Raw genomic sequence first — 22,438 nt, 5'->3', positions numbered from 1 at the left:
AGTATTCAGACAAATATGGTGCTTTCCTCGGCTTTACTCATACTGATGATGATTATAATTATGAGTGTGATCTCGTATTACTTGACGAAAGATGCGGTTCAAACGAAAGCACAGGAATATACGACGGAGCTTGTGAAGCAAGTAAACAACAACATTACGGCTTATGTGAATGGCATGACATACATGTCGGAACTAGTCGCTGGCAACCCCCTCGTGCAGGATTATTTATCAAAAGAAAGCTTCGAGACCTTAACGGAAGAAAAAGAAGCTAAAGAAATGATATCGAAGTTGTTGGAATCGATGCTCGTATCTCGAAGCGACATCACTTCAGTTAATGTGTTTGGTTATAACGGCCAGTTTGTCTCTGGGCGGAGGGAGTTTGAGCTTAATTCGTCTATCGATCGAACAAGCTTAAGCTGGTACCGTAACGCTCAGGAAGCGAGCGGAAAAAGCGTCATTTCTTCGTCACACGTACAGCCGATATTTAAAGACCACTATCCATGGGTTGTGTCGTTAAGCAGGGAGCTGCTGAGCAGGGACGGAGATAAGAAGCTGGGTGTCTTTCTTGCGGATTTAAATTTCAGCGTAATGAATGACATGCTCAAAGATATCAGGCTTGGCCAGAGAGGTTATTTGTTTATCGTCGATTCTAGCGGGAAAATTGTCTATCACCCCCAGCAACAGCTAATATACAGTAAATTGAAGTCTGAAATGATCGATCAGGTGCTGGAAATCAAGCATGGAACCTTTACAAGCGATGAAGGCAATTATAGTCGGATGTATACTGTACAGGATTCAAATTTCGGTTGGAAAATTGTTGGTGTATCATATGTCAATGAACTTGTCGGCAATCAGAATGAGATTCGGATGTCACTTTTTTTGCTAGGCTTAATCTGCATCGTCATTGCGATTGTGATTTCTTTCCTTTTGTCACAGCGAGTGAGCCAACCAATTAAGCAATTGCAGAGATATATGAAGGAAGTAGAGAAGGGGAACTTTGACATTCATGTGTCGGTTCCAAGATCGTATGAGATTGGCAGGTTAGCACGGGCATTTAACATCATGGTTGGTAAAATAAAAGAGCTGATGAATCAGGTTGTGCACGATCAGGAGCAGAAGCGCATTAGTGAACTGAACGCACTGCAAGCTCAGATCAATCCGCATTTTTTGTATAATACATTGGATTCAATTGTATGGATGGCGGAAAGTAATAAATCACGAGAGGTCGTCTTAATGACCTCGGCGCTCGCCAAATTATTCCGAGCATCGATTAGTCAAGGAGAAGAGCTTGTTTCGATAAGAAATGAGGTCGAGCATATTACGAACTATTTGATGATTCAAAAAATGCGCTATAAAAACAAATTGGATTATCAAATTGAAATAAGCGATACGGTTTGGGATTACAAAACGATCAAAGTTATTTTACAGCCGATTGTTGAGAATGCAATCTATCATGGCATTAAGATGAAACGAGGGCCTGGTCTAATCCGAATTCGTTCTGAGGAAACGGAATCGGCGCTCCTCCTGATTGTTGAAGATAATGGAAAGGGAATGGATGAGGATAAGCTGAGAACTATATTGATACCCCGGTTAGGAAAAGAGGGAGGGAAGGGCGTCGGAGTGTTGAATGTTCATGAACGGCTTAAGCTTTATTTTGGCCAGCAATACGGATTAGTTTATGAGAGTATACCGGATGAAGGAACAACCGTATATATTCACTTTCCTAAATTCCTTCAGCCAATGGAGGCTGACAAATGAATAAAGCAAAGCATAGATGGATAATTGGAGCGATTGTTGTTGTTCTTGTTATTGCGGTAAGTTTAATCTATGGATCTAAAGGATTGTCGAACAAAAAGTCTTTGGACATGGTAGTCATTATTAAATCAAATGATGCTTCAATTGAGTTCTGGCGGGTGTTGGTCGATGGGGTGCATGTAGCTGCCCAAGAGTTTGATGCGAATGTTCAGGTGTGGGGAGCCAAAGATGAAACGGATGTAGACGGACAAATTGCTCTTGTGGAGAAAGCAATCGGCGAACGTCCGGATGCGGTCGTGCTGGCTGCTACCGATTTTGATAGATTGATACCTGTCTCCAATAAGGTTATAGCAGAGGGCATTAAGCTGATCATCGTAGATTCGGGGATTAATTCTGATATTGCTCGAAGTATTGTCTCGACGGACAACGTCCAAGCCGGTAGAGAGGCGGGTCAGGCGATGCTCAAGGAAATTATAGGTCCAGCTAAAATCGGTATTATTAGTTATGTCAAAAATGCTGCTTCTCATATAGACCGGGAAAAAGGCGTGCGTGAGGTGTTAAGTGATCATCCAGATATTGAACGATTGGACACTTATTTTGTGGATGGGTCCGAGCAGAAGGCTTACTTAAGTGCAAAGGAAATATTGCAGACGCATTCTGATATACAAGGAATTATTGGGCTGAATGAGCCAACTTCAGTCGGAGCGGGGAGAGCAATTAAGGAGCTGGGGGTTAGCGAGCAAGTCAAGTTAATCGGCTTTGATAGCTCGGTGAATGAAATAAAACTGCTGGACGAAGGCGTCATGAAGGCGACCGTTATTCAGAGACCTTTTCAGATGGGGTATTTAAGCGTCAAAACAGCCGTAGAAGCGGTCCGAGGAAAGAGTGTGCAGAAACAGATAGATACGGGGTCATTGGTTATTACCAAACAAAATATGTACGAAGAGGAAATTCAAAAACTGCTGTTTCCATTCGTTGGCAAGTAATGAGGATGGTTAACCAATGTGAGGACATGAATAAATATGCAATGAACAAAAGCAGCTGTTCCGGAAATAATCGGGACAGCTGCTTTGTGTGTTTAAGCCGTACGAAAATTCAAGGTAGATAGCAATTCCAAAAAAATATTCGACTATTTCAAGAGAAAACCACATGTAAGTGACGGTGCAGACCGTGTAAATTAAATAGTAACAATAAGAACAAGGAGTTGAGAGGGGGAAAAAATGAGCCAGGTTGTTGTAAAGATGGAAGAAATCGAGAAACATTTTGCTGGTGTTCACGCATTGAAGCAATGTCAGTTCGAGTTGCGATCCGGTGAAGTGCACGCTCTTGTTGGAGAGAATGGTGCAGGTAAATCGACAATGATGAAAGTATTGACTGGCGTTTATTTGAAGGATGGGGGACGCATTATCCACAAAGGGAAGGAAGTTCATATCCCGGATACGCGAACAGCTCAGCAGTTTGGAATCAGTATGATTCATCAGGAGCTTAATCTGGCGCCAGATCTGACCGTAGCTCAGAACATCTTTATTGGCAAGGAGCCACGCAAAGCTATTAGGCTGTTTCTCGATGATAAAGAGATGAATCGAAAGACTGCAACCCTACTAAAGCAGATGAATTTGGACATTGAGCCGACGACACTTGTGTCAGATCTGACTGTCGCCAAGCAGCAGATGGTTGAAATTACCAAAGCAATTTCCTATGACTCACAGGTGTTGATTATGGATGAGCCAACAGCAGCGCTTAGTGATGCTGAGATTGAAGAGCTGTTTAAGATGATCAACCAGCTGCGGGCGAAAGGAGTAGGAATCGTATATATTTCTCACCGGATGGCGGAGTTGAAGCGGATTTCGGATCGAATTACGATCATGCGCGATGGCAGCTACATAGATACGGTTTCAACTGCTGAAGTTAGCATCGATCGGATTATTGCAATGATGGTAGGCCGGGAAATCTATCAGCCTGCCAAGCCGAATCGCCAGGAGGACAACGATAGAGAACTCGTGCTAGATGTGCGCAAGTTGAATCGTAGGAATACGCTCCACGATGTGAGCTTCTCACTCCGCAAGGGGGAAATTCTCGGAGTTGCCGGGCTCGTCGGGGCTGGAAGAACCGAGATGGCCCGAGCCGTCTTCGGTGCAGACTCGATCGACTCGGGAGAAATATTCATCCATGGCCGGAAAGTGCAAATTTCGGGGCCCTATCAAGCAGTGAAACATGGCATAGGTTATCTATCCGAGGATAGAAAGCAGTATGGCTGCTTGGTCGAAATGGATGTCAAGACGAATATCGCAATGGCCACATTAGGCCGCTTCGCGAAAAGCTTCGGATGGATTAATGACAAGCGTATGACTGAGGTGTCGCAGAAGGTAGTCGAAGATCTGAAGGTCAAGACACCCGGTATTGAGCAGAAGCTGAAAAATTTGTCTGGAGGCAACCAGCAGAAAGTGATTATCGGTAAATGGTTGACGAGGGACTGTGACATTCTCATATTCGATGAGCCGACACGAGGCATTGACATCGGTGCCAAGAGCGAGATTTACAGGCTGCTCGAAAACCTTGCAGACTCGGGGAAATCGATTATTATGATCAGCTCGGAGCTGCCAGAGATACTGCGGCTCAGTCACCGGATTATCGTCATGTGCGAGGGCAGAATTACAGGTGAGCTCATGAATGATGAATTCACTTCGCAAGAACAGATTATGACATACGCGACGGACCGGATTAGCCGATAGAGGATGATTAAGAAAGAGAGGAAGTAGAATGAAGGAAGCAATAGGAGTCGTTCAGAAACAACGTTTTATATTCACTGCGGGGCTCCAGCAATTTTTGGCCTTTGGGAGCTTGATCTTACTTTTTACTTTTTTTTCAATAGCATCAAGCAATTTTTTTAACTTCTCCAATATCGTCGGGATTTTGCTCTCCACAGCGGTAATCGGTGTGCTGGCGCTGGGCGCGACGTTCATTATCGTTACAGGCGGCATTGATTTGTCGGTCGGTACAGTTATGACGCTGAGCGCGGTAATGACGGGGGTCTTCATTACGATGTGGGGACTGCCAGTGTGGGTTGGCATTATCGGAGGACTATTAACGGGAGGAGTTTGCGGGTTGTTCTCCGGAATTGTAATTGCACGTCTTGGAATCCCGCCGTTTATCGCTACACTTGCGATGATGATGATCGCCAAAGGTCTTGCGCTTGTGATCTCGAGTACGAAGCCGATCTATTTCACTGATAATGAAGTGTTTATGGAAATCTCTCTTGGCTCGGTACTTGGTGATCTCATTCCAGGCTTTGATATCCCGAATGCTGTGCTGATTTTCTTCCTTGCAGCGATCATAGGAAGTCTGCTATTGTCCCGCACAATAGTCGGCCGTTATAACTTTGCGATCGGCAGCAACGAGGAAGCAACGCGACTTTCCGGTGTTAATGTGCAGAGATGGAAGATTGTCATCTACATGGTTGCAGGCTTGTTTACAGGACTTGGTGGTATTCTGATGGCGTCACGACTTAACTCAGCTCAGCCCGCACTTGGTATGGGTTATGAACTGGAAGCCATCGCAGCGGTCGTCATTGGCGGAACCTCGTTGAGCGGTGGCAAGGGAACGATTATCGGCACAGTCATCGGTGCTCTGATTATGAGCGTGTTGACGAATGGGCTTCGGATTCTGTCGGTACCCCCGGAGTGGCAGACAGTCGTTGTCGGCTTTGTCATTCTGCTCGCGGTATACGCTGATATATTACGGCGTCGCAAGGCATAACCGCGGTATCGTCTCCATTGGAGATTATATGTATAAAACATCATTATCACTCAATTCGAAAAGGGGATATGAAAATGAAAAAGTTATTTGTATTGGCAGTATTATCACTTGCATTGGTTATAAGCGCATGTAGTTCGAACAACGGCGGCAACAATGGATCGCCGTCTGCAACTGCGACTTCGAAGGCATCTGAAGCACCTAGCAGCACACAAAAGATGTACATTCCAGTCGTTTCCAAGGGATTCCAACATCAATTCTGGCAAGCGGTTAAGATCGGCGCTGAGAAAGCTGCGGCAGAGCTTGACGTTGTAATTACGTTCGAAGGTCCTGAGAATGAATCACAAGTTGATAAGCAACTCGAAATGCTACAAGTTGCACTGGACAAGAAACCAAGTGCAATTGGTTTTGCAGCTCTTGACAGTCAAGCATCAATTCCTTTACTGAAGAAAGCAGAAGCAGGTGGAATACCTGTTGTTGCCTTCGACTCAGGTGTTGACAGCACTATTCCAGTGGCAACGGTAGCGACGAATAACGCTGTAGCAGCAGGTATCGCAGCAGATAAAATGGCTGAACTTATCGGCGGTGAAGGGGAAGTTGCTGTTATTGGACATGACCAAACGAGCCAAACGGGGATTGATCGAAGTGAGGGCTTTGTCAATCGTATGAAAGAAAAGTATCCGAATATCAAGGTTGTGGATGTTCAATATGGTGGAGGAGATCATCTGAAATCGACCGACTTAGCTAAGGCGATTATGCAGGCCTATCCGAATCTGAAAGGAATTTTCGGTACGAATGAAGGCTCTGCGATCGGGGTAATCAACGCAGTTTCTGAAATGAAGAAAGAAGGAAAAATTACAGTTGTAGGCTATGATTCCGGCAAAGCGCAAATAGACGCAGTAAAGAATGGTTTGATGGCTGGCGCAGTTTCTCAGAATCCGATCGGCATCGGTTACGAAACGGTTAAAGCGGCTGTAGCGGCAGCAAAAGGTGAAACGGTTGATCCTGTAATCGACAGTGGCTTCGTATGGTATGACAAAACGAACATCGACAATGATGATGTTAAGGCAGTACTATATGAATAACGTAGACCGATTAGAAACGTATTCTATTGGTAAATGATGTTGTTGTTTTCGAAAGGCCTGCATATGCGGGCTTTTTTGATTGGAAATTATGCGATGTGCAATGGACTCAAACGGCCGTTACAGAAACAACTGCGATACATTAATATGATGGCCGCGTGCGATAAAATCTGTTGGTGACATCGATGTAAACTTTTTGAAAATACGAAAAAAATAGGAGGTATCATAGTAGCCGAGATAATTGGAGATATGGGCAACGGTCATATCGGAATTAATGAGCAAGCTGCAAGCTTCCATAATGCGCAGCTGATGGATATAGTTGATTGGCGAAGAGCCGATTACTTCCCGAAAAACAGCAATCGTGTAGTTTGGCGAACGTTGAATAAGCTGCGCCAGCTGCTTGATCTTGATTTGCTCGCGGTAATGCTCTATTAAGTATTCCTTGATTAGCTGGGCAAACTTGATCTTCATTGGCGTAACCTCTGGTTTTTCCATTTCTCTTGAGAGAAGCCCGAGCAGTTCATGCAAAATGCTTTCACTGACTAAAGCCTGATAGGCATCGCGGTTTAGCATCTCCTCATACAATCTTTCGAAGCGGAGCAAGATATATTGGAAATTGTGAGGTTTGAATTTTACATATTTTTGATTGCTGATTAACGGTATGCCGCTGTTTAACGGCTTTGATGGTGTCAGAAGTATAGTGTATTTTCTATGCGGTCCGGAAGGGTGGTTACCTCCGGATCTTCTTGTTCCTTCGGGAAAGTATATAAAGTCGCCGCGTTCTGCTATTACTTCAATGTCATTGACATTGTAAGTCACTTTACCTTCAACAATCAGAACGAGAATATGATACGTAATAGGCTCTCGCAACGTTATCCAGTTCGGAATGAAATCATCATAATGTACAGAATAAATGATTGACAAACTTTTCCCTGCTCTCCTTGAATATAGGATGGATATAGCACAATAGTAGCAGTTTGTAAGGGGAATCACAATATAAATCAGCTAATCGATGAGAGATTGATTACAAGTGATCGTTGAATCGTACATCTAATATTGATTTTGTACATAGACGCGGCTTTATCTGAAATCCTATAATGAGAGCACAGTTTAGAAAGCGCTAACAAAAAAGGAAGGCAATAAGATGCGTAAAATTTAGCAACCTGCGGCTATGCGCGGGGCAGATATTCTTTTCCGGGCAAAAAAATCATCAAAGGAGTTTTAGCTATGAGAGTATTATTACTGGATCTGGATTCAACGAAACCAAATCATTTGGGCTGCTATGGCTACCACCGTAATACTTCACCCCATATTGACAGTGTCGCTGCGGAAGGGGTTCGTTTTGAGAATTACTATACGTCGGATGCGCCTTGCTTTCCTTCAAGAACGGCATTAATGACAGGAACCTTCGGCATCCATAATGGTGTTGTCGGTCATGGAGGTACTGCCGCCGATGTTCGTCATGATGGAGAAACGCGTATGTTTAGAAGTCAGCTCGATAGCAGCAGCTTCCCATCGCTATTTCGCAGGGCCGGCCTGAAAACAACATTAGTCAGTCCATTCGGGGAAAGACACAGCGCGTGGACATTCTATGCAGGCTTTAACGAAATTCATAATACAGGGAGAGGCGGTATGGAATCAGCTGAAGAAGTTACTCCCGTAGTATTAGACTGGCTGGAGCGCAACGCGGAGCAGGATGATTGGCTGCTTTACGTGAATTATTGGGATCCGCATACGCCTTATCGGGCACCTGAGGAGTTTGGCAATCCATTCGAGAACGAGCCTCTTCCGGAGTGGATTAACGAAACTTTGCTCGACAAGCACAGCAATAAGGTAGGCCCGCATAGTCCGAAAGAAATTAATATGTACACCAGCGAGACGTATCCGCAGTATCCGCGTTATCCTGGTGAAATCGCCGATATGAAGGATATGCGCCGTATGATTGATGGTTATGATTGCGGAATTAAGTATATGGATGAGCATGTCGGCATGATTTTAAGCAAAATGAAGCAAAAAGGTATTATGGACGATGTTGTCATTATTATTACAGCTGATCATGGCGAAAACATGGGCGAGCTCGGTATTTACGGCGAGCATGGCACCGCAGATCAGGGGACATGCCGTATCCCAATGATCATTCGCTGGCCTAGCAAAACATTCGGAACAGTGGATACGGGCCTTCATTACCATCTCGACCTGCCGCCGACAATGGCGGATATGATGGGACTCGCACCAGCCGAAACTTGGGATGGAATAAGTTATGCTAACGCAATTCGTGATGGTGCTGAGGCAGGACGCGATTATTTGGTCGTATCACAGTGTGCCCATGTATGCCAGCGCAGCGTACGTTTTGGGGATTGGCTTTATATCCGGACTTATCACGACGGCTATCATTTATTTGACAAAGAAATGCTGTTTAACATAAAGGATGACCCTTATGAACAGCATAATATAGCAGCACAGCATCGCGAACTATGTATGCAGGCAGTTTATTATTTGAACGAGTGGCACGATGAGATGATGTCATCTATGAAGCATGATGTAGATCCTTTATGGACGGTTATGAAAGAAGGGGGACCGTATCATGCGAAGGGTTATTTGAAAGAGTACTCGGAAAGGCTGGATGTAACTGGCCGTTCTGCCGGGGCCGAAGAGCTGCGTAGAAGACATCCAAGGGAAGTTTAGGAGTTTAGAGAATATGCGCAGATGACATCTACATTATAGCTTGAGTGTAGTTAAGTGTCACGGATTGAGAAAAGGGCTCTGATGAAGCTTTATCATGAGTTTTATAAGGTGATGCGGTAAAAAAATTTTGATCTAGACTGTTCTTTTAGAGCAGTCTTTTTTTTTTGTTTGAACGCTATTGCTGGTTGTGTCTTTTAAGGAAACGATCAGTGATATACTTCAGTTATAAGGTTGCTAATCATAAATTTTGAATGGTCTCGGGGGGAAGTTATGAATCGCATACAGGATCTACAAAAGCTGATAAAGCAAACGGGAGATCGCGCGAAGTTAGATGCTAAGGCTAACGATACCTATGTTGTTTATAAAACAAAAGATGGACAGTTTGTGAAAGAATATAGCAATGGGAATATCGAACAAATTGAGAAATAGGTAAATGATCATGAGTGAACCAACTGATGTTATGTTTGTATTCGCTAGGAATAATGGCAGCGGTAAGAGCACAATTCGCAATCTAATTATCGATCGGCTTGGGATTAGTGTTAATGTTGATCCAGATTCATTGGCACGCCGTATTGATAACGAAAATCCTGAAAAACATAGGGTATCGGCAGGTAAAGAAGCTATCCTAAATGGTAAAAAATTTATAAACCCTATGCTTCAAGCTGGCGCCGTAAATCTAACGGCGTCAGCTTGTATTATTTAACAGGCTGCGGCCATTCATCTACTTTTGGAGGTGAAACTCGAAGTGCAGTGTCCTAGTGAGGCAGAAGATTGGAATTGGCCATGTTGGAAAATTCCTCCTAAAATTATGATTGATTTGCTCAGTGCCAATATGTTATAAATAGATTAAGCGCTTTACCTTTTATACATGACTACACCATATCGGCAACAGATTGCTTCAAGCCGGTGAGCAAATATTGGGATCGCATCGTCCGCCCTGAGAAATTGATAAATTTTTAATCACAAAAATGAGTGTTTACTATCCGTTTGCGGAGATATCCTTAAATACAAGAGGAGAATAGCATCCTTAATAAAACTAGGGAGTGAGAGATTATGAAAGAGCAAGTTCGTTGTGCTGTTCTTGGTTTAGGACGGCTCGGTTATTGGCACGCCGAAAATTTGGCAACAAGAGTGAGAGGAGCAAATCTAGTATGTGTTGTAGATCCATTCGGCAATCAGGCCGAAAAAGTTGCCCGTGAATTGAACATAGAAAAATCAACTAAGAACTATAACGAAGTTTTCGAAGATCCAACCATTGACGCGGTTATAATAGCAACACCGACAAGCACCCACGCTGAAATGATTGAAATAGCCGCAAAGCACAAGAAACACATTTTTGTTGAAAAACCGCTTACCAATGATTTAGAGGAAGCCGATAGAGTCATTCAAACCATCAAAGACAACAACGTTTTTTGTCAGGTTGGTTTTATGAGGAGGTTTGATAGCGCTTACATTGAAGCTCGTAATAGAATACAAGCAGGGGATATCGGAACACCCCTATATTTTAAAGGCGTATCCCGTGATCCTGGTTCTCCCCCAGCCGAGTTTATAAAAAATAGCGGGGGTATCTTCTTAGATATGTCGATACATGATTATGATATCGCCAGGTATTTGTTAAATGCGGAGGTAACTTCCGTTTCCGCACATGGGGACATTCTGCTCCATTCCTTTATGAAACCGTATAATGACGTAGACCAAGCGATCACTTATTTAACCTTCGACTCTGGTGCGGCTGCAGATATAGAAGCTAGCCGGAATGCATTTTACGGTTACGATATTAGAGGAGAAGTCATAGGCAGCGAAGGAAGTATACTAATTGGATCGTTACGGTATCATGATATTCAAATATTAACAAAGAGCGGAAATACACATGATATTATTCCGGCGTTTCCAGAGCGTTTTAAAGATGCCTATTTAAAGGAAATAGATCATTTTATCAGTTGTTTAAGAAATAATAAAAAACCGGCAGTCAGCGAGATTGATGGCAAGATAGCACTGGAAATCGCACTGTCCGCAAAAAAATCGTTTGAAACGGAAAGAAAAATTTCTTGGACTCAAAATGAAGCTAACAGTTTATAAACCCTATGCTGCAAGCTGGCGCCGTAAATCTAACGGCGTCAGCTTGTTTTATTTAACAGGCTGCGGCCATTCATCTACTTTTGGAGGTGAAACTCGAAGTGCAGTGTCCTAGTGAGGCAGAAGATCGGAATTGGCCATGTTGGAAAATTCCTCCTAAAATTATGATTGATTTGCTCAGTGCCAATATGTTATAAATAGATTAAGCGCTTTACCTTATATAATTATATTAATTATTTTTATTTTGAAAGCGTTTATATAAAAAGCGCTTAACTTTATATTCGAGGAGGATTCTATGAGCACAATCCGCTTAACAATGGCACAGGCCTTATTGAAATTTCTCGATCAGCAGTACATTTCTATTGACGGAGTAGAAACAAAGTTCGTAGCTGGTGTCATGGGCATTTTCGGTCACGGAAACGTGACGGGAATCGGCGAAGCGTTGGAACGCAGCCCGGGTAATCTGGTTTTCGTGCAAGGAAAAAACGAACAAGGAATGGCACATGCGGCAACCGCTTATGCCAAGCAATTAAACCGCACAAGCATCTACGCTTGCACGGCTTCGATCGGTCCCGGCGCTTTGAATATGGTAACTGCAGCAGGAACAGCGACGGTTAACCGCATCCCGCTGCTGCTCCTTCCGGGAGATAACTTTGCATCGAGGCAGCCGGATCCGGTGCTGCAGCAATTGGAAGCGGGACATGACTACACCATATCGGCAACAGATTGCTTCAAGCCGGTGAGCAAATATTGGGATCGCATCGTCCGTCCTGAGCAATTGATGAGCGCAGCCCTTCAAGCGATGCGGGTATTGACGGATCCAGCGGATACCGGAACGGTTACGCTAGCTTTGCCACAGGATGTTCAGGCGGAAGCATACGATTATCCGGCGTCCTTCTTTGAGAAACGGGTACATGTCGTGGATCGCCAGCAGCCATCGACGGACGCGCTGAAACGCGCGGTTGCACTCGTTGATTCAAAACGCAAACCGCTTATCATAGCGGGCGGGGGCGTGCAGTATTCCTTCGCGACGGAGGCACTTGCCGCATTCGCTGAAAAATTCGATATTCCAGTCGCCGAGACGCAAGCGGGCAAAGGCTCCTTGCCTTGGAATCATCCGCTAAACGTTGGAGGCATTGGCGTAACCGGAGGATTGGCAGCAAACAAGCTGGCTAAAGAAGCAGATCTGATCATTGGAATCGGAACGCGATATTCTGACTTTACGACGTCCTCCAAATCGGCATTCCCTCATCAGGAAGTCCAATTTCTAAATATTAATATCAACCGTATGGATGCGGCAAAGCTGGAAGGTACGGCACTAGCGGGGGATGCGAAGGAAGCAATCCGCCTGTTGGCAGAAGGACTTGTGGAGGCTGGTTATGCATCTGGCTATACAGACGGCGAGATTGCTGATGTTAATACGGAATGGAATGCCGAAATTGACAGGTTGTATTCGCTGGAGCTGGAAGAGGGCTTTGCGCAAACGCAGGCGCTCGGCGTTATCAATGAAACCATTGATGATGATGCCGTAATCGTCTGTGCAGCAGGCAGCCTGCCGGGCGACCTTCAACGCTTGTGGCGGGTTGGCTCGCCTGGCGGTTATCACATGGAGTATGGATTCTCTTGCATGGGATACGAGGTGAGCGGCGCGTTTGGCGCTGCGCTGGCGGAACCGGACCGGGAGGTTTACGCCCTCGTGGGAGACGGAGGTTATTTGATGCTTCACTCCGAGCTAGTGACGAGCTTGCAGGAAGGAAGAAAACTAACTGTACTGTTGTTCGATAACCATGGCTACCAATGCATTCATAATCTGCAGCGCGGCCATGGCAGTGACGGCTTCGGCAATGAATTCCGCTACCGCCAGCCAGAGACTGGCCGTTATACGGGCCAACCATTGCCAATCGACTTTGCGGCCCATGCCCGCAGCTTGGGTTTAGCTTCCTACAAAGCATCCAATGCGGAGGAGCTTCGCAAAGCGCTGAAGAAAGCGAAGGCGGAAACGCGCACGACGCTGATCGAGATTCCCGTTCTGGCCGGCACGAATACGGGCGGCTATGAGTCGTGGTGGAACGTTGGCGTTCCAGCCGTATCGGAGAGTGCAAAGGTCGTTGCAGCGCATAATGAAATGAACAAAAAGCTGGTACAAGCAAAAGCCTATTAGGAGGATTTATAAATGGCGTTGTTTCCTTTTCATTTAGGTGTCCATCCGATCAATTGGGTCGGCGAAGACGTAAAAGAGCATGGCGAGCATACGACTTACGAGCAAATTTTGGACGACATTCAGGCGCTTGGCTTGAGGGGAACGGAGATGGGCAGAAAGTTTCCCACTGATATCGAGCTGCTTAAGCGAGAGCTTTCGAAACGGGATATCCAGCTCGTCTCCCAATGGAAATCTGTGCTGTTCTCAGATCCAGCCTACCGGGAAGCGGAGCTGGAAGCTTTCCGTAAGCATACCGAGTTTTTGCAGCAGATGGGAAGTAAGGTCATCAGTACGTGCGAGGTTGGAGGATCGCTGCATTTTGATCCACGCCGCACGCCGAATGAAACCGAAGTGATCCGCCTCGATGAGGCTGGCTGGGCGAGCCTGGCTGAAGGCTTGAACGCCGCTGGTAAAATCGCGCTGGAATACGGGTTGAAGCTGACGTACCACCATCATGGCGGAACGGCGGTCGAGAGCCCGGATGAAATCGACAAGCTGATGGCTTTGACCGATCCGAAAGCCGTGTTCCTTCTATTTGATTCAGGTCACGCGTTGTACGGTGGGGCAGATCCAGCGGCGCTGCTTCGCAAGCATTATGACCGGGTCGCCTATATTCATCTGAAGGATGTGCGCGTGAATCGACTTAAGGAAGCGAAAGCTTCAGGCGTCGATTTTGTCACTTGTATCCGCAACGGAGTGTTTACCGTCCCGGGTGACGGGAATATCGATTTTGGGCCGATCTTGAAGGAGCTTCTCGAACGGAATTACGATGGCTGGGCGCTGCTGGAGGGCGAGCAGGATCCGGGCGAGTATCCGGCACGAGAGTATGCGGCCAGAGCTATCGAGTACCTCGGCTCCTTAATGGGCGAGAAGGAGAGTGAGTAAATTGTCAACCCTTGCATTCCCTTCCGACAGGAAGTTTGACTTCACGGCGATTGGCCGTCTTTGCATCGATCTCAATGCGAACGAGATCAACCGTCCAATGGAGCAAACCATGACGTTTACCAAATACGTAGGCGGATCACCGGCGAATATTGCAATCGGAATGAGCCGGCTTGGCAACAAGACAGCGTTTATCGGCAAAATCGCAAACGATCAGATGGGCAGATTCATCCGGAACTATCTCGACAATGAGGGCATTGATACAAGCAATGTCGTGACAGACAATACAGGGGCCGTTACTGGCCTTGCTTTTACCGAGATTAAAAGCCCATCGGAATGCAGTATCCTCATGTACCGGGACAACGCTGCCGATTTGCTCCTGAATCCGCTGGAAGTGAGCGAGTCGCTCATCGCGGACAGCAAAGCGCTGCTCGTCTCCGGCACGGCGCTGGCGGCGAGTCCTTCACGGGAAGCTGTGCTTCTGGCATTGGATTATGCACGCAAGCATGGCACAATTGTTATTTTTGATATCGATTTCCGGCCTTATACATGGACTTCTTCGGAAGAAACAGCCGTTTACTACAACTTAGCGGCAGAAAAAAGCGACATCATCATTGGAACTCGTGAAGAGTTCGACAGCATGGAGCGATTCGAGCAAAACGTGGAACACAGCGACCGGTTCACCGCTTCCAAATGGTTCAATCATTCCGCTAAAATCGTCATTATCAAGCATGGCAAAGAAGGCTCAATCGCCTATACGACGGACGGTTTGGAGCATCGTGCGAAATCATATCCGGCTAAAGTTGTCAAAACATTTGGGGCAGGCGATTCCTATGCGGCAGGCTTCCTTTACGGAATAATGTCTGGCAGTACGCTAGAGAAAAGCATGGAATTCGGAAGCGCGGCAGCATGTATCGTCATCTCCAGCCATAGCTGCTCGGATGCGATGCCAACGGTAGAGCAAGTCAATGATTACATCGAACGCTGCAATCGCGGTGAAATTACCGCAAGTTAGATTTCCAGGTTTATCGCCTTGCAAGCTTACAACTTGAAGAAACGAGGGAATAACATGACGACTATGCTTAAAAACTGGATTGGCGGTCAATGGGTCGAGGCATCGACGGAAAAGTACGACAATGTATTTAATCCTGCAACCGAGGAAATTTTGGCGAAAGTCCCGCTCTCATCCGAGGCGGATGTGGACGCGGCTGTTCAAACGGCAAGACATGCATTCGAGAGCTGGAGCAAGACGCCGGTTCCAAAACGTGCTCGCGTATTGTTTAAATACCAGCAGCTTCTCATTGATCATTGGGAAGAGCTTGCACGCCTTATTACGACAGAGAATGGCAAAAGCTATGCCGAAGCGTACGGTGAAGTGCTTCGCGGCATCGAGTGCGTCGAGTTCGCTGCAGGAACTCCGACGCTCATGATGGGCAAGCAGCTGCCTGATATTGCAACGAATTTGGAATCTGGCATGTATCGTTACCCGATCGGCGTCGTTGGAGGGATCTCTCCATTCAACTTCCCGATGATGGTTCCTTGCTGGATGTTCCCGCTCGCGATTGCTTGCGGTAACACATTCGTTCTGAAGCCATCGGAGCGTACGCCGCTACTGGCTAACCGTCTTGTAGAGCTGTTCCATGAGGCTGGATTACCACCCGGCGTGCTTAATGTCGTCCACGGCGCGCATGAAGTGGTTAACGGCATTTTGAAGCACCCGAACGTACAGGCTATTTCTTTCGTCGGCTCACAGCCGGTTGCTGAATATGTGTACAAAACGGGCACTTCTTACGGTAAAAGGGTTCAAGCGCTTGCCGGCGCCAAAAACCATTCCATCGTGATGCCAGACGCGGATCTTAACCTTACCGTTAAAGAAATCGTCAGCGCGGCATTTGGCTCTGCGGGCGAGCGCTGCATGGCTTGTGCCGTCGTAATTGCAGTAGGCGATGTTGGCGATGAGCTGGTACGCCGGTTGTCCGAAGCGGCGGACAACATTACCATCGGTAACGGACTGGAAGAAGGAACGTTCCTTGGTCCCGTTATTCGCGCTCCCCATAAGGAAAGAACGATCGGCTATATTGAATCCGGTGAAACCGAAGGCGGCTTGCTCGTGCGTGATGGCCGCAAAGATGCAGCTACCCAATCGGCCGGCTATTTCATAGGTCCGACGATTTTCGATCAAGTTAGCTCCGAGATGAAAATTTGGAAAGATGAGATTTTCGCTCCTGTCCTGTCCGTTATGAGAGCAGAAACACTGGAAGAGGCAATTGTGATCGCAAACCGTTCGGAATTCGCCAATGGCGCTTGCTTGTTCACAAGCAACGGCAGCAGCGTGCGACAATTTCGCGAGACGATTGACGCAGGCATGCTTGGCATTAACCTTGGCGTACCGGCTCCAATGGCATTTTTCCCATTTTCGGGCTGGAAAAAATCGTTCTACGGCGACCTTCATGCGAACGGCACGGACGGCGTAGAGTTCTATACCCGCAAAAAAATGGTGACCGCTCGCTGGTAATCGCGGCTATTCGGCAGTTCGAGACAAGAGAAAGGCGGACGAATATGAAAAAAATTAGGATCGGCATCATCGGTGCAGGGAGAATCGGCAAAATCCATGCCGACAATTTGAGGAGACACCCACAAGCAGAAATCGTAGCGATAAGCGATCTGTTTGCTGGTCCAGAGCTGACCGAGTGGGCGCTGGAAAGAGGCATTCCCATCGTGACGAAGGACAGCGAAGAGCTGTTGGCAAATCCGGACATAGACGCTGTATTCATTTGCTCTTCCACGGATACGCATGTGCCTCTCATTAAAAGTGCTGCTCAGCAGGGCAAGCATATTTTTTGCGAAAAGCCGGTTAGCATGGACATACGGCAAACGGAGGAAGCGCTGGAAGAGGTTCGCAAAGCCGGCGTTCACCTTCAAGTTGGCTTTAACCGCCGCTTCGATCATAACTTCAAGCGAATCCGCGAGCATGTCCAGGCTGGAGCGATCGGCGAAACGCAACTAATCAAGATTACTTCCCGCGACCCTGCACCTCCACCGGAAGCCTATATTAAAGTATCGGGCGGTATTTTCATGGATATGATGATCCATGATTTCGACATGGCTCGTTTTCTATCGGGCAGCGAGGTAGTAGAAGTAAACGCACTAGGCAGCGTTCTTATTGACCCAGTATTCGGCAAGCACGACGACGTCGATACGGCAATTGTGACGCTCAGATTCGCAAACGGCGCGCTTGGCGTTATCGATTGCAGTCGCAAGGCAGTGTATGGCTATGATCAGCGTGCCGAAGTATTCGGCTCGAAAGGCGCCGTGGCAGCAACGAACGATCACCCTAATACGGCTGTGCTCAGCACGGAAGAAGGCGTCATCAGCGAGAAGCCGCTTCATTTCTTCCTAGAGCGCTACAATATCGCTTATATTGAAGAAACAGAGCAGTTTATCAATGTTTTGCTTCACGGAGGCGAAGTTTCGGTTAGCGGAGTGGATGCATGCCTGGCAGAGAGAATCGCGCTCGCAGCGAAGCTTTCACTGCGCGAAAACCGCAGTGTGAAGCTCTCGGAGCTTTTGAAATTGAAAGAAGGGGTGTAATCGAATGAGCAATCTAATCGTTAGTCCGCAGCGTCAAGCTTCGGGACTTACTCCCGTACTTTCGATTACTCCAGAAACGGCAGGCTGGAGCTATGTCGGCTTCGAAGTTTACCAATTGAATCCGGGGGAAAAGTTAAGCCGAGCAACAGGAGAGAATGAAGTTTGCCTAGTGCTGCTCGGCGGATTAGCCAACGTGACAACGGCTAAATCCGCATGGACGAATATCGGCCAAAGAATGAGCGTCTTTGAGCAAACGCCTCCTTATTCCGTCTACGTGCCAAGCGACGACCGATACGAGATGGAGGCCCTTACGCAAGTGGAGCTTGCCGTATGCGAAGCGCCTGGAAAAGGCAACCATCCCGCGCGCCTTATCGCGCCGGGAGACGTCGGTGTCGAGGTTCGCGGAACGGGAACGACGCAGCGGCATATTCACAATATTTTGCCCGAGCAAGAGCCTGCTGACAGTCTGCTTGTCGTTGAAGTGTTTACGCCGGAAGGACATTGGTCCAGTTACCCGCCCCACAAGCATGATCGCGACGCACTTCCCGAGGAGTCGCTGCTGGAGGAAACCTACTATTACCATGTACAGCCTGAGCAGGGCTTCGCCATCCAACGCGTCTACACGGATGATCGCTCGCTTGACGAGACTTTGGCGGTCAAAGACGGTGAAGCGGTGCTTGTTCCGCAAGGGTATCATCCAGTTTCGGCGCCTCCGGGCTATCAGGTCTACTATCTTAACGTTATGGCGGGTCCAACCCGCATCTGGAAGTTCCATAACGATCCGGATCATGCTTGGATCGCAACCAGGCAGCAGCCGTAGTCACCGTTTATTTGCAAATCGTTCGCAAATCGATTGCAAATTTAGCGAATAAATCGGATAATATCCGGGTAAGGGGGCTTACAGCCTATCCTTAACATCCGACAATAATGAGGTTGGGCATGAAAGCGACCACGATATATGATGTTGCCAAGGAGGCAGGCGTTTCCATCGCGACCGTCTCCAATGCGATAAACAGCAAAGGAAAAGTAAGCAAGAAAACGCGGGATGAAATATTTAAGATAATGGAACGTCTCCAGTACCGGCCGAGCGTAATCGCTTCGGCGTTGATGGGAAAGAAAACGTACACAATTGGCCTGCTCATTCCCGATGTATCCAACCCCTTTTTCTCCGAGATTGCCCGTTCTGTGGAGGATTTGGCGCATTCCGAAGGATATAGCGTCATCGTCTGCAGCACAGACAACAAGGATGATCGGGTAGAGAAATATATTCGGCTGCTGGAGCAAAAAAGCGTAGACGGTATTTTAATCGGAACCGGCGTGGAAAATGCAGATATATTGACGCAGCTGGCAGAAAAATCCCTGCCAATCGTTATGATTGCCAGGGAAGCCGTCGCGATGCCGGTTCACAGCGTGCTGACGGACGATTTCAAAGGCGGGTCGCTTGCCGCCGAGCATTTGATTGGCGAAGGCCATCGACGAATGGCAGTGTTATCTGAAAGTTTTAAAGTAACCAGCAGCCTCGAGCGGGTAAGAGGCTTTAGATTCACATTGTTCGAGGCTGGAATTGCCTTAGACGATGCCGACATTTTATCATGCGATTCCAGCATTAAAGATGGAAAACGAGCGGCTGCGTCGCTAATCCACGGGGAAAACATTCCGTCGGCTATATTTTGCTGCAACGATTTGCTTGCAATCGGTGCATTGCAAGCCGCCAAGGAAGCAGGAGTACGGGTACCTGAGCAGCTGTCGATTATCGGCTTTGATGATACGATTCTGTCTACCGTGACGAATCCAGAGCTTACGACGATCGCCCAGCCGATGGATCAAATGGTCAAGCTGGCGTTCGATTTGTTGATTCGCAGCACGGAGGACACGGATGAAATTAAGCAAAGGATTGTTATGCAACCCAAGCTGGTCGTCCGGGAATCCACAAGCACACCAACAAATTAATTGTGCCAGGAATCTGTAAATCCTGAATACTTAAAAAGTGCATACCACACTTTTTAAGTATTCAGGATTTTTTTTGCTCTCAAAGACGCTTGCACCTCAAACCGATTAAGATGTTTTAGCCTGTCTGCGGTATTCAGCTGGCGTAACGCCAGTGATTTCCTTGAAGACTCTAAGCTCGAAAAATAGAAAATACATCTTGCATAAGTTAGAGCACTACAATTCTAAAGAAAAGTTGCAATTAGACGACAACATACAAATTGAGCGTGATTTATCGCTAATTCTGCATGCCATTATTGTGCGGACCGGATCGCTACTTTCAGTTCCAATATCTAAAGAGTTATGCAATGCTATCACTGATTTGATTTCGTTGTAAAGATTTTAGGTGGTGGTCCGGGTAAACATCACCACATCTTTTTAAAGCGTCTGCGACCTACAATCAAGACATGTGGAGTAGACAGTGTGAATGAAGAGAATATAAATTCTGACAAAGAGCCCTTGCTACGCAAGGGCTCTTTGTCGTGGTAGAGAGAGATCTCTTAGGCTGAATTGACGCTACATCGTTGTTGATTGTAATGCTATGAGCATTATCCCAACTCCGGTTGATCAACAAACTGTAACTCTAAGCTATCTGTTCCGTCAATGTCAAATACAATGATTTCATTGTTGCCTTGACGTAGAAGCGGTGCAGGAATGTAAAGTGTCTGCTGTGGACCAGCTTTCCAATATCGACCTATATTGAATCCATTAACGTACACTACCCCTTTAGACCATCCTTCCAACTTCAAGAATGTATCTGCTGGTGCATTTTCAATGCGTAATTCTGCACGATAAAATGCTGGACCATTTGTTGTTGTCTTCTCTATCGCAGCAAAGTTTAAAGGTTTCAAGTCGTCAAGTGGCAATGTCCAAACAGTCCATCCATAGAGGAATTGATTGCCGTGACGAACTCCTTCGGTAATACCTTTACGATCAGCTAGAAATGGTCCGTAGTTGATACGCCCCATATTCTCAACTAAAATTCGCAGACGTGCGCCACCATTTGGCACTTCAAATTTTACTTTTTTACTGGAATCCCATCTCTCGATGATTCCTTTAAATTCATCATTCAAGAATATAAGTGCTCGGTCGTGGCAATCTTGAATAATTAGTTCTTTTTCTTCACGTGGTCCTGTAATAAATGTTTCATATAGGATAAATCCGTTATTTTGTCCGTAACGCTCCATTGGCTCTGGAGTGACAGATTTTACTGGTACAGACAATTGGTGTAACTGATCAAATAAGACGGCATTGCTAGTAGCAAGCACAGTTCCATAGGCTTGCTTAGGCAAAGCTTTAGGAACTTCCATCTCAGGAAGATCTGTATATTTCGCTATAATATCGCGTATTGCAAAGTATTTCTCAGTAGGATCGCCAGCTTCACTCAATGGTGCGTTATAATCATAGCTTGTAACCGTAGGCTCATAATGATCTCGTTCTAAGCCATTCGCTCCGCTAGTGAAACCAAAATTAGTGCCGCCATGGAACATATAGAAATTCACAGAGGCCCCTAAAGAAAGCATATCCTCAAATACTTGAGCCACTTCATCACCATTACGAATATGATGTTCTTCACCCCAGTGATCAAACCAACCATTCCAGTATTCCATACACATAAGTGGGCCTTGTGGTTGATATCGACGAAGCATCTCGAAAGACTCTTCTGCTCTTGAACCGAAATTCGCAGTTTCTAGAACATTTGGAACCATTCCACCTTGAAGCATATGATTCTCTGGTCCATCAGAAGTGAATAATAATACGTCAATTCCACGACTTATCATAGCTTGCTCTAAATATTGTAGATATTCTGTATCGTTACCATAGCTTCCATATTCATTCTCTACTTGCATAGCAATAATAGGGCCACCATTTGTGGAAAGTAATGGTTTCAGTCTTGGCAATAGTTCATCGTAATATGCGTCCACTTTTTCAAGATATGGGCGGTTCATACAACGAAGTTGTATCTCTCGATCTGCAAGCAGCCATGCAGGTAATCCACCGAATTCCCATTCTGCGCAAATATATGGACTCGGGCGTACGATGACATGCAAATCTAGTTCGCCTGCTAATCGAATAAAGCCTTCAACATCAGCCATACCATCAAAGTTAAACTTACCAGGTGTAGGTTCATGGAAATTCCATGGAATATAAGTTTCTACTGTATTAAAGCCACATGCCTTTAGTTTCAATAAACGATCATACCAATATTCAGGCACGACTCTAAAGTAATGGATAGCTCCGGAAATTAAGCGAATAGGCTTGTCATCGTAATTAAATTGATCATTTTGTACAGTTAACACAGTCATCTATGTGACCTCCAATTCTAAGTGGGTGCGCGCTTCGTAGTGATACTTCCCATTTTAAGCGGAAAAGCATTATCAAACAAATGGACAAAAGTAGATATTATTTGACCTTTTGTTCAGAGGGA

The 22,438-nt window shown here is 46.2% G+C and carries 18 protein-coding genes; 16 read left to right on the top strand and 2 right to left on the bottom strand.

Annotated features, from left to right (window positions below; translation table 11 throughout):
- The first annotated feature begins 60 nt into the window (after positions 1–60).
- The 5 genes from AC0YN6_RS19910 (at position 61) to AC0YN6_RS19890 (ending at position 6,593) form a co-directional block, all read left to right on the top strand.
- On the top strand, positions 61–1,758 hold the full coding sequence (locus AC0YN6_RS19910) for a sensor histidine kinase (RefSeq protein WP_475748949.1): 1,698 nt from the start codon (positions 61–63) through the stop codon (positions 1,756–1,758).
- Positions 1,755–2,741, top strand: coding sequence for a substrate-binding domain-containing protein (locus AC0YN6_RS19905; protein WP_475748947.1), 987 nt, complete (start codon positions 1,755–1,757; stop codon positions 2,739–2,741). Before AC0YN6_RS19910 ends, AC0YN6_RS19905 begins: the two co-directional genes overlap by 4 nt.
- A gap of 234 nt (positions 2,742–2,975) precedes the next feature.
- Positions 2,976–4,487 carry a sugar ABC transporter ATP-binding protein gene (locus AC0YN6_RS19900; RefSeq protein WP_475748946.1) on the top strand — a complete coding sequence of 504 codons (1,512 nt, stop codon included), beginning with the start codon at positions 2,976–2,978 and terminating at the stop codon, positions 4,485–4,487.
- Positions 4,488–4,515: 28 nt separating this feature from the next.
- Entirely contained in the window at positions 4,516–5,511 is a 996-nt protein-coding gene (locus tag AC0YN6_RS19895) for an ABC transporter permease (RefSeq protein WP_475748945.1), read from the top strand.
- Between the two features lie 68 nt (positions 5,512–5,579).
- Positions 5,580–6,593, top strand: a complete 1,014-nt coding sequence (locus AC0YN6_RS19890) for a substrate-binding domain-containing protein (RefSeq protein WP_475748944.1) — start codon at positions 5,580–5,582, stop codon at positions 6,591–6,593.
- A gap of 117 nt (positions 6,594–6,710) precedes the next feature.
- Here the strand turns inward: AC0YN6_RS19890 and AC0YN6_RS19885 are convergent, their stop codons facing one another.
- Positions 6,711–7,514: a helix-turn-helix domain-containing protein gene (locus AC0YN6_RS19885; protein WP_475748942.1), complete on the bottom strand. Its 804-nt coding sequence runs from the start codon at positions 7,512–7,514 to the stop codon at positions 6,711–6,713.
- A 303-nt stretch (positions 7,515–7,817) separates the two neighbouring features.
- On the opposite strand from AC0YN6_RS19885, the gene AC0YN6_RS19880 reads away from it, so the two are divergent.
- The 11 genes from AC0YN6_RS19880 (at position 7,818) to AC0YN6_RS19830 (ending at position 19,974) form a co-directional block, all read left to right on the top strand.
- A complete protein-coding gene (locus AC0YN6_RS19880) occupies positions 7,818–9,275 on the top strand; it encodes a sulfatase family protein (protein ID WP_475748941.1) in 1,458 nt (485 codons plus the stop codon).
- Positions 9,276–9,545: 270 nt separating this feature from the next.
- Complete coding sequence (locus tag AC0YN6_RS19875; protein ID WP_475748939.1) at positions 9,546–9,704, top strand: hypothetical protein; 159 nt, start codon at positions 9,546–9,548, stop codon at positions 9,702–9,704.
- 10 nt (positions 9,705–9,714) lie between these two features.
- Positions 9,715–9,978, top strand: coding sequence for a hypothetical protein (locus tag AC0YN6_RS19870; RefSeq protein ID WP_475748938.1), 264 nt, complete (start codon positions 9,715–9,717; stop codon positions 9,976–9,978).
- Between the two features lie 350 nt (positions 9,979–10,328).
- Positions 10,329–11,354: an inositol 2-dehydrogenase gene (gene iolG / locus AC0YN6_RS19865; RefSeq protein WP_475748937.1), complete on the top strand. Its 1,026-nt coding sequence runs from the start codon at positions 10,329–10,331 to the stop codon at positions 11,352–11,354.
- Positions 11,355–11,646: 292 nt separating this feature from the next.
- Entirely contained in the window at positions 11,647–13,512 is a 1,866-nt protein-coding gene (gene iolD, locus AC0YN6_RS19860) for a 3D-(3,5/4)-trihydroxycyclohexane-1,2-dione acylhydrolase (decyclizing) (RefSeq protein WP_475748935.1), read from the top strand.
- Positions 13,513–13,524: 12 nt separating this feature from the next.
- The gene (gene iolE, locus AC0YN6_RS19855) at positions 13,525–14,436 is read left to right on the top strand and encodes a myo-inosose-2 dehydratase (protein WP_475748934.1); all 912 of its coding nucleotides are present in this window, start codon (positions 13,525–13,527) and stop codon (positions 14,434–14,436) included.
- A 1-nt stretch (position 14,437) separates the two neighbouring features.
- Positions 14,438–15,448, top strand: a complete 1,011-nt coding sequence (gene iolC / locus AC0YN6_RS19850; RefSeq protein WP_475748932.1) for a 5-dehydro-2-deoxygluconokinase — start codon at positions 14,438–14,440, stop codon at positions 15,446–15,448.
- 54 nt (positions 15,449–15,502) lie between these two features.
- Positions 15,503–16,948, top strand: coding sequence for a CoA-acylating methylmalonate-semialdehyde dehydrogenase (locus AC0YN6_RS19845; protein ID WP_475748931.1), 1,446 nt, complete (start codon positions 15,503–15,505; stop codon positions 16,946–16,948).
- A gap of 44 nt (positions 16,949–16,992) precedes the next feature.
- Complete coding sequence (gene iolG, locus AC0YN6_RS19840; RefSeq protein ID WP_475748929.1) at positions 16,993–18,024, top strand: inositol 2-dehydrogenase; 1,032 nt, start codon at positions 16,993–16,995, stop codon at positions 18,022–18,024.
- A gap of 4 nt (positions 18,025–18,028) precedes the next feature.
- Complete coding sequence (iolB, locus tag AC0YN6_RS19835; RefSeq protein ID WP_475748928.1) at positions 18,029–18,844, top strand: 5-deoxy-glucuronate isomerase; 816 nt, start codon at positions 18,029–18,031, stop codon at positions 18,842–18,844.
- A gap of 119 nt (positions 18,845–18,963) precedes the next feature.
- Positions 18,964–19,974, top strand: a complete 1,011-nt coding sequence (locus AC0YN6_RS19830) for a LacI family DNA-binding transcriptional regulator (protein WP_475748927.1) — start codon at positions 18,964–18,966, stop codon at positions 19,972–19,974.
- Between the two features lie 584 nt (positions 19,975–20,558).
- Here AC0YN6_RS19830 and AC0YN6_RS19825 read toward each other — a convergent pair.
- Complete coding sequence (locus AC0YN6_RS19825; protein WP_475748925.1) at positions 20,559–22,316, bottom strand: glycoside hydrolase family 35 protein; 1,758 nt, start codon at positions 22,314–22,316, stop codon at positions 20,559–20,561.
- Positions 22,317–22,438 lie beyond the last annotated feature (122 nt).

It is taken from the genome of Paenibacillus sp. J22P15 (genome assembly GCF_056269345.1).
This window is presented reverse-complemented; position numbering and strand designations above follow the sequence as displayed.

Bases quoted from the DNA above. Each gene is read 5' to 3' on its own strand.
- AC0YN6_RS19910 (WP_475748949.1), top strand. From the start codon at position 61: ATGAGTGTGATCTCGTATTACTTGACGAAAGATGCGGTTCAAACGAAA.
- AC0YN6_RS19905 (WP_475748947.1), top strand. From the start codon at position 1,755: ATGAATAAAGCAAAGCATAGATGGATAATTGGAGCGATTGTTGTTGTT.
- AC0YN6_RS19900 (WP_475748946.1), top strand. From the start codon at position 2,976: ATGAGCCAGGTTGTTGTAAAGATGGAAGAAATCGAGAAACATTTTGCT.
- AC0YN6_RS19895 (WP_475748945.1), top strand. From the start codon at position 4,516: ATGAAGGAAGCAATAGGAGTCGTTCAGAAACAACGTTTTATATTCACT.
- AC0YN6_RS19890 (WP_475748944.1), top strand. From the start codon at position 5,580: ATGAAAATGAAAAAGTTATTTGTATTGGCAGTATTATCACTTGCATTG.
- AC0YN6_RS19880 (WP_475748941.1), top strand. From the start codon at position 7,818: ATGAGAGTATTATTACTGGATCTGGATTCAACGAAACCAAATCATTTG.
- AC0YN6_RS19875 (WP_475748939.1), top strand. From the start codon at position 9,546: ATGAATCGCATACAGGATCTACAAAAGCTGATAAAGCAAACGGGAGAT.
- AC0YN6_RS19870 (WP_475748938.1), top strand. From the start codon at position 9,715: ATGAGTGAACCAACTGATGTTATGTTTGTATTCGCTAGGAATAATGGC.
- iolG (WP_475748937.1), top strand. From the start codon at position 10,329: ATGAAAGAGCAAGTTCGTTGTGCTGTTCTTGGTTTAGGACGGCTCGGT.
- iolD (WP_475748935.1), top strand. From the start codon at position 11,647: ATGAGCACAATCCGCTTAACAATGGCACAGGCCTTATTGAAATTTCTC.
- iolE (WP_475748934.1), top strand. From the start codon at position 13,525: ATGGCGTTGTTTCCTTTTCATTTAGGTGTCCATCCGATCAATTGGGTC.
- AC0YN6_RS19845 (WP_475748931.1), top strand. From the start codon at position 15,503: ATGACGACTATGCTTAAAAACTGGATTGGCGGTCAATGGGTCGAGGCA.
- iolG (WP_475748929.1), top strand. From the start codon at position 16,993: ATGAAAAAAATTAGGATCGGCATCATCGGTGCAGGGAGAATCGGCAAA.
- iolB (WP_475748928.1), top strand. From the start codon at position 18,029: ATGAGCAATCTAATCGTTAGTCCGCAGCGTCAAGCTTCGGGACTTACT.
- AC0YN6_RS19830 (WP_475748927.1), top strand. From the start codon at position 18,964: ATGAAAGCGACCACGATATATGATGTTGCCAAGGAGGCAGGCGTTTCC.
- AC0YN6_RS19825 (WP_475748925.1), bottom strand. From the start codon at position 22,316: ATGACTGTGTTAACTGTACAAAATGATCAATTTAATTACGATGACAAG.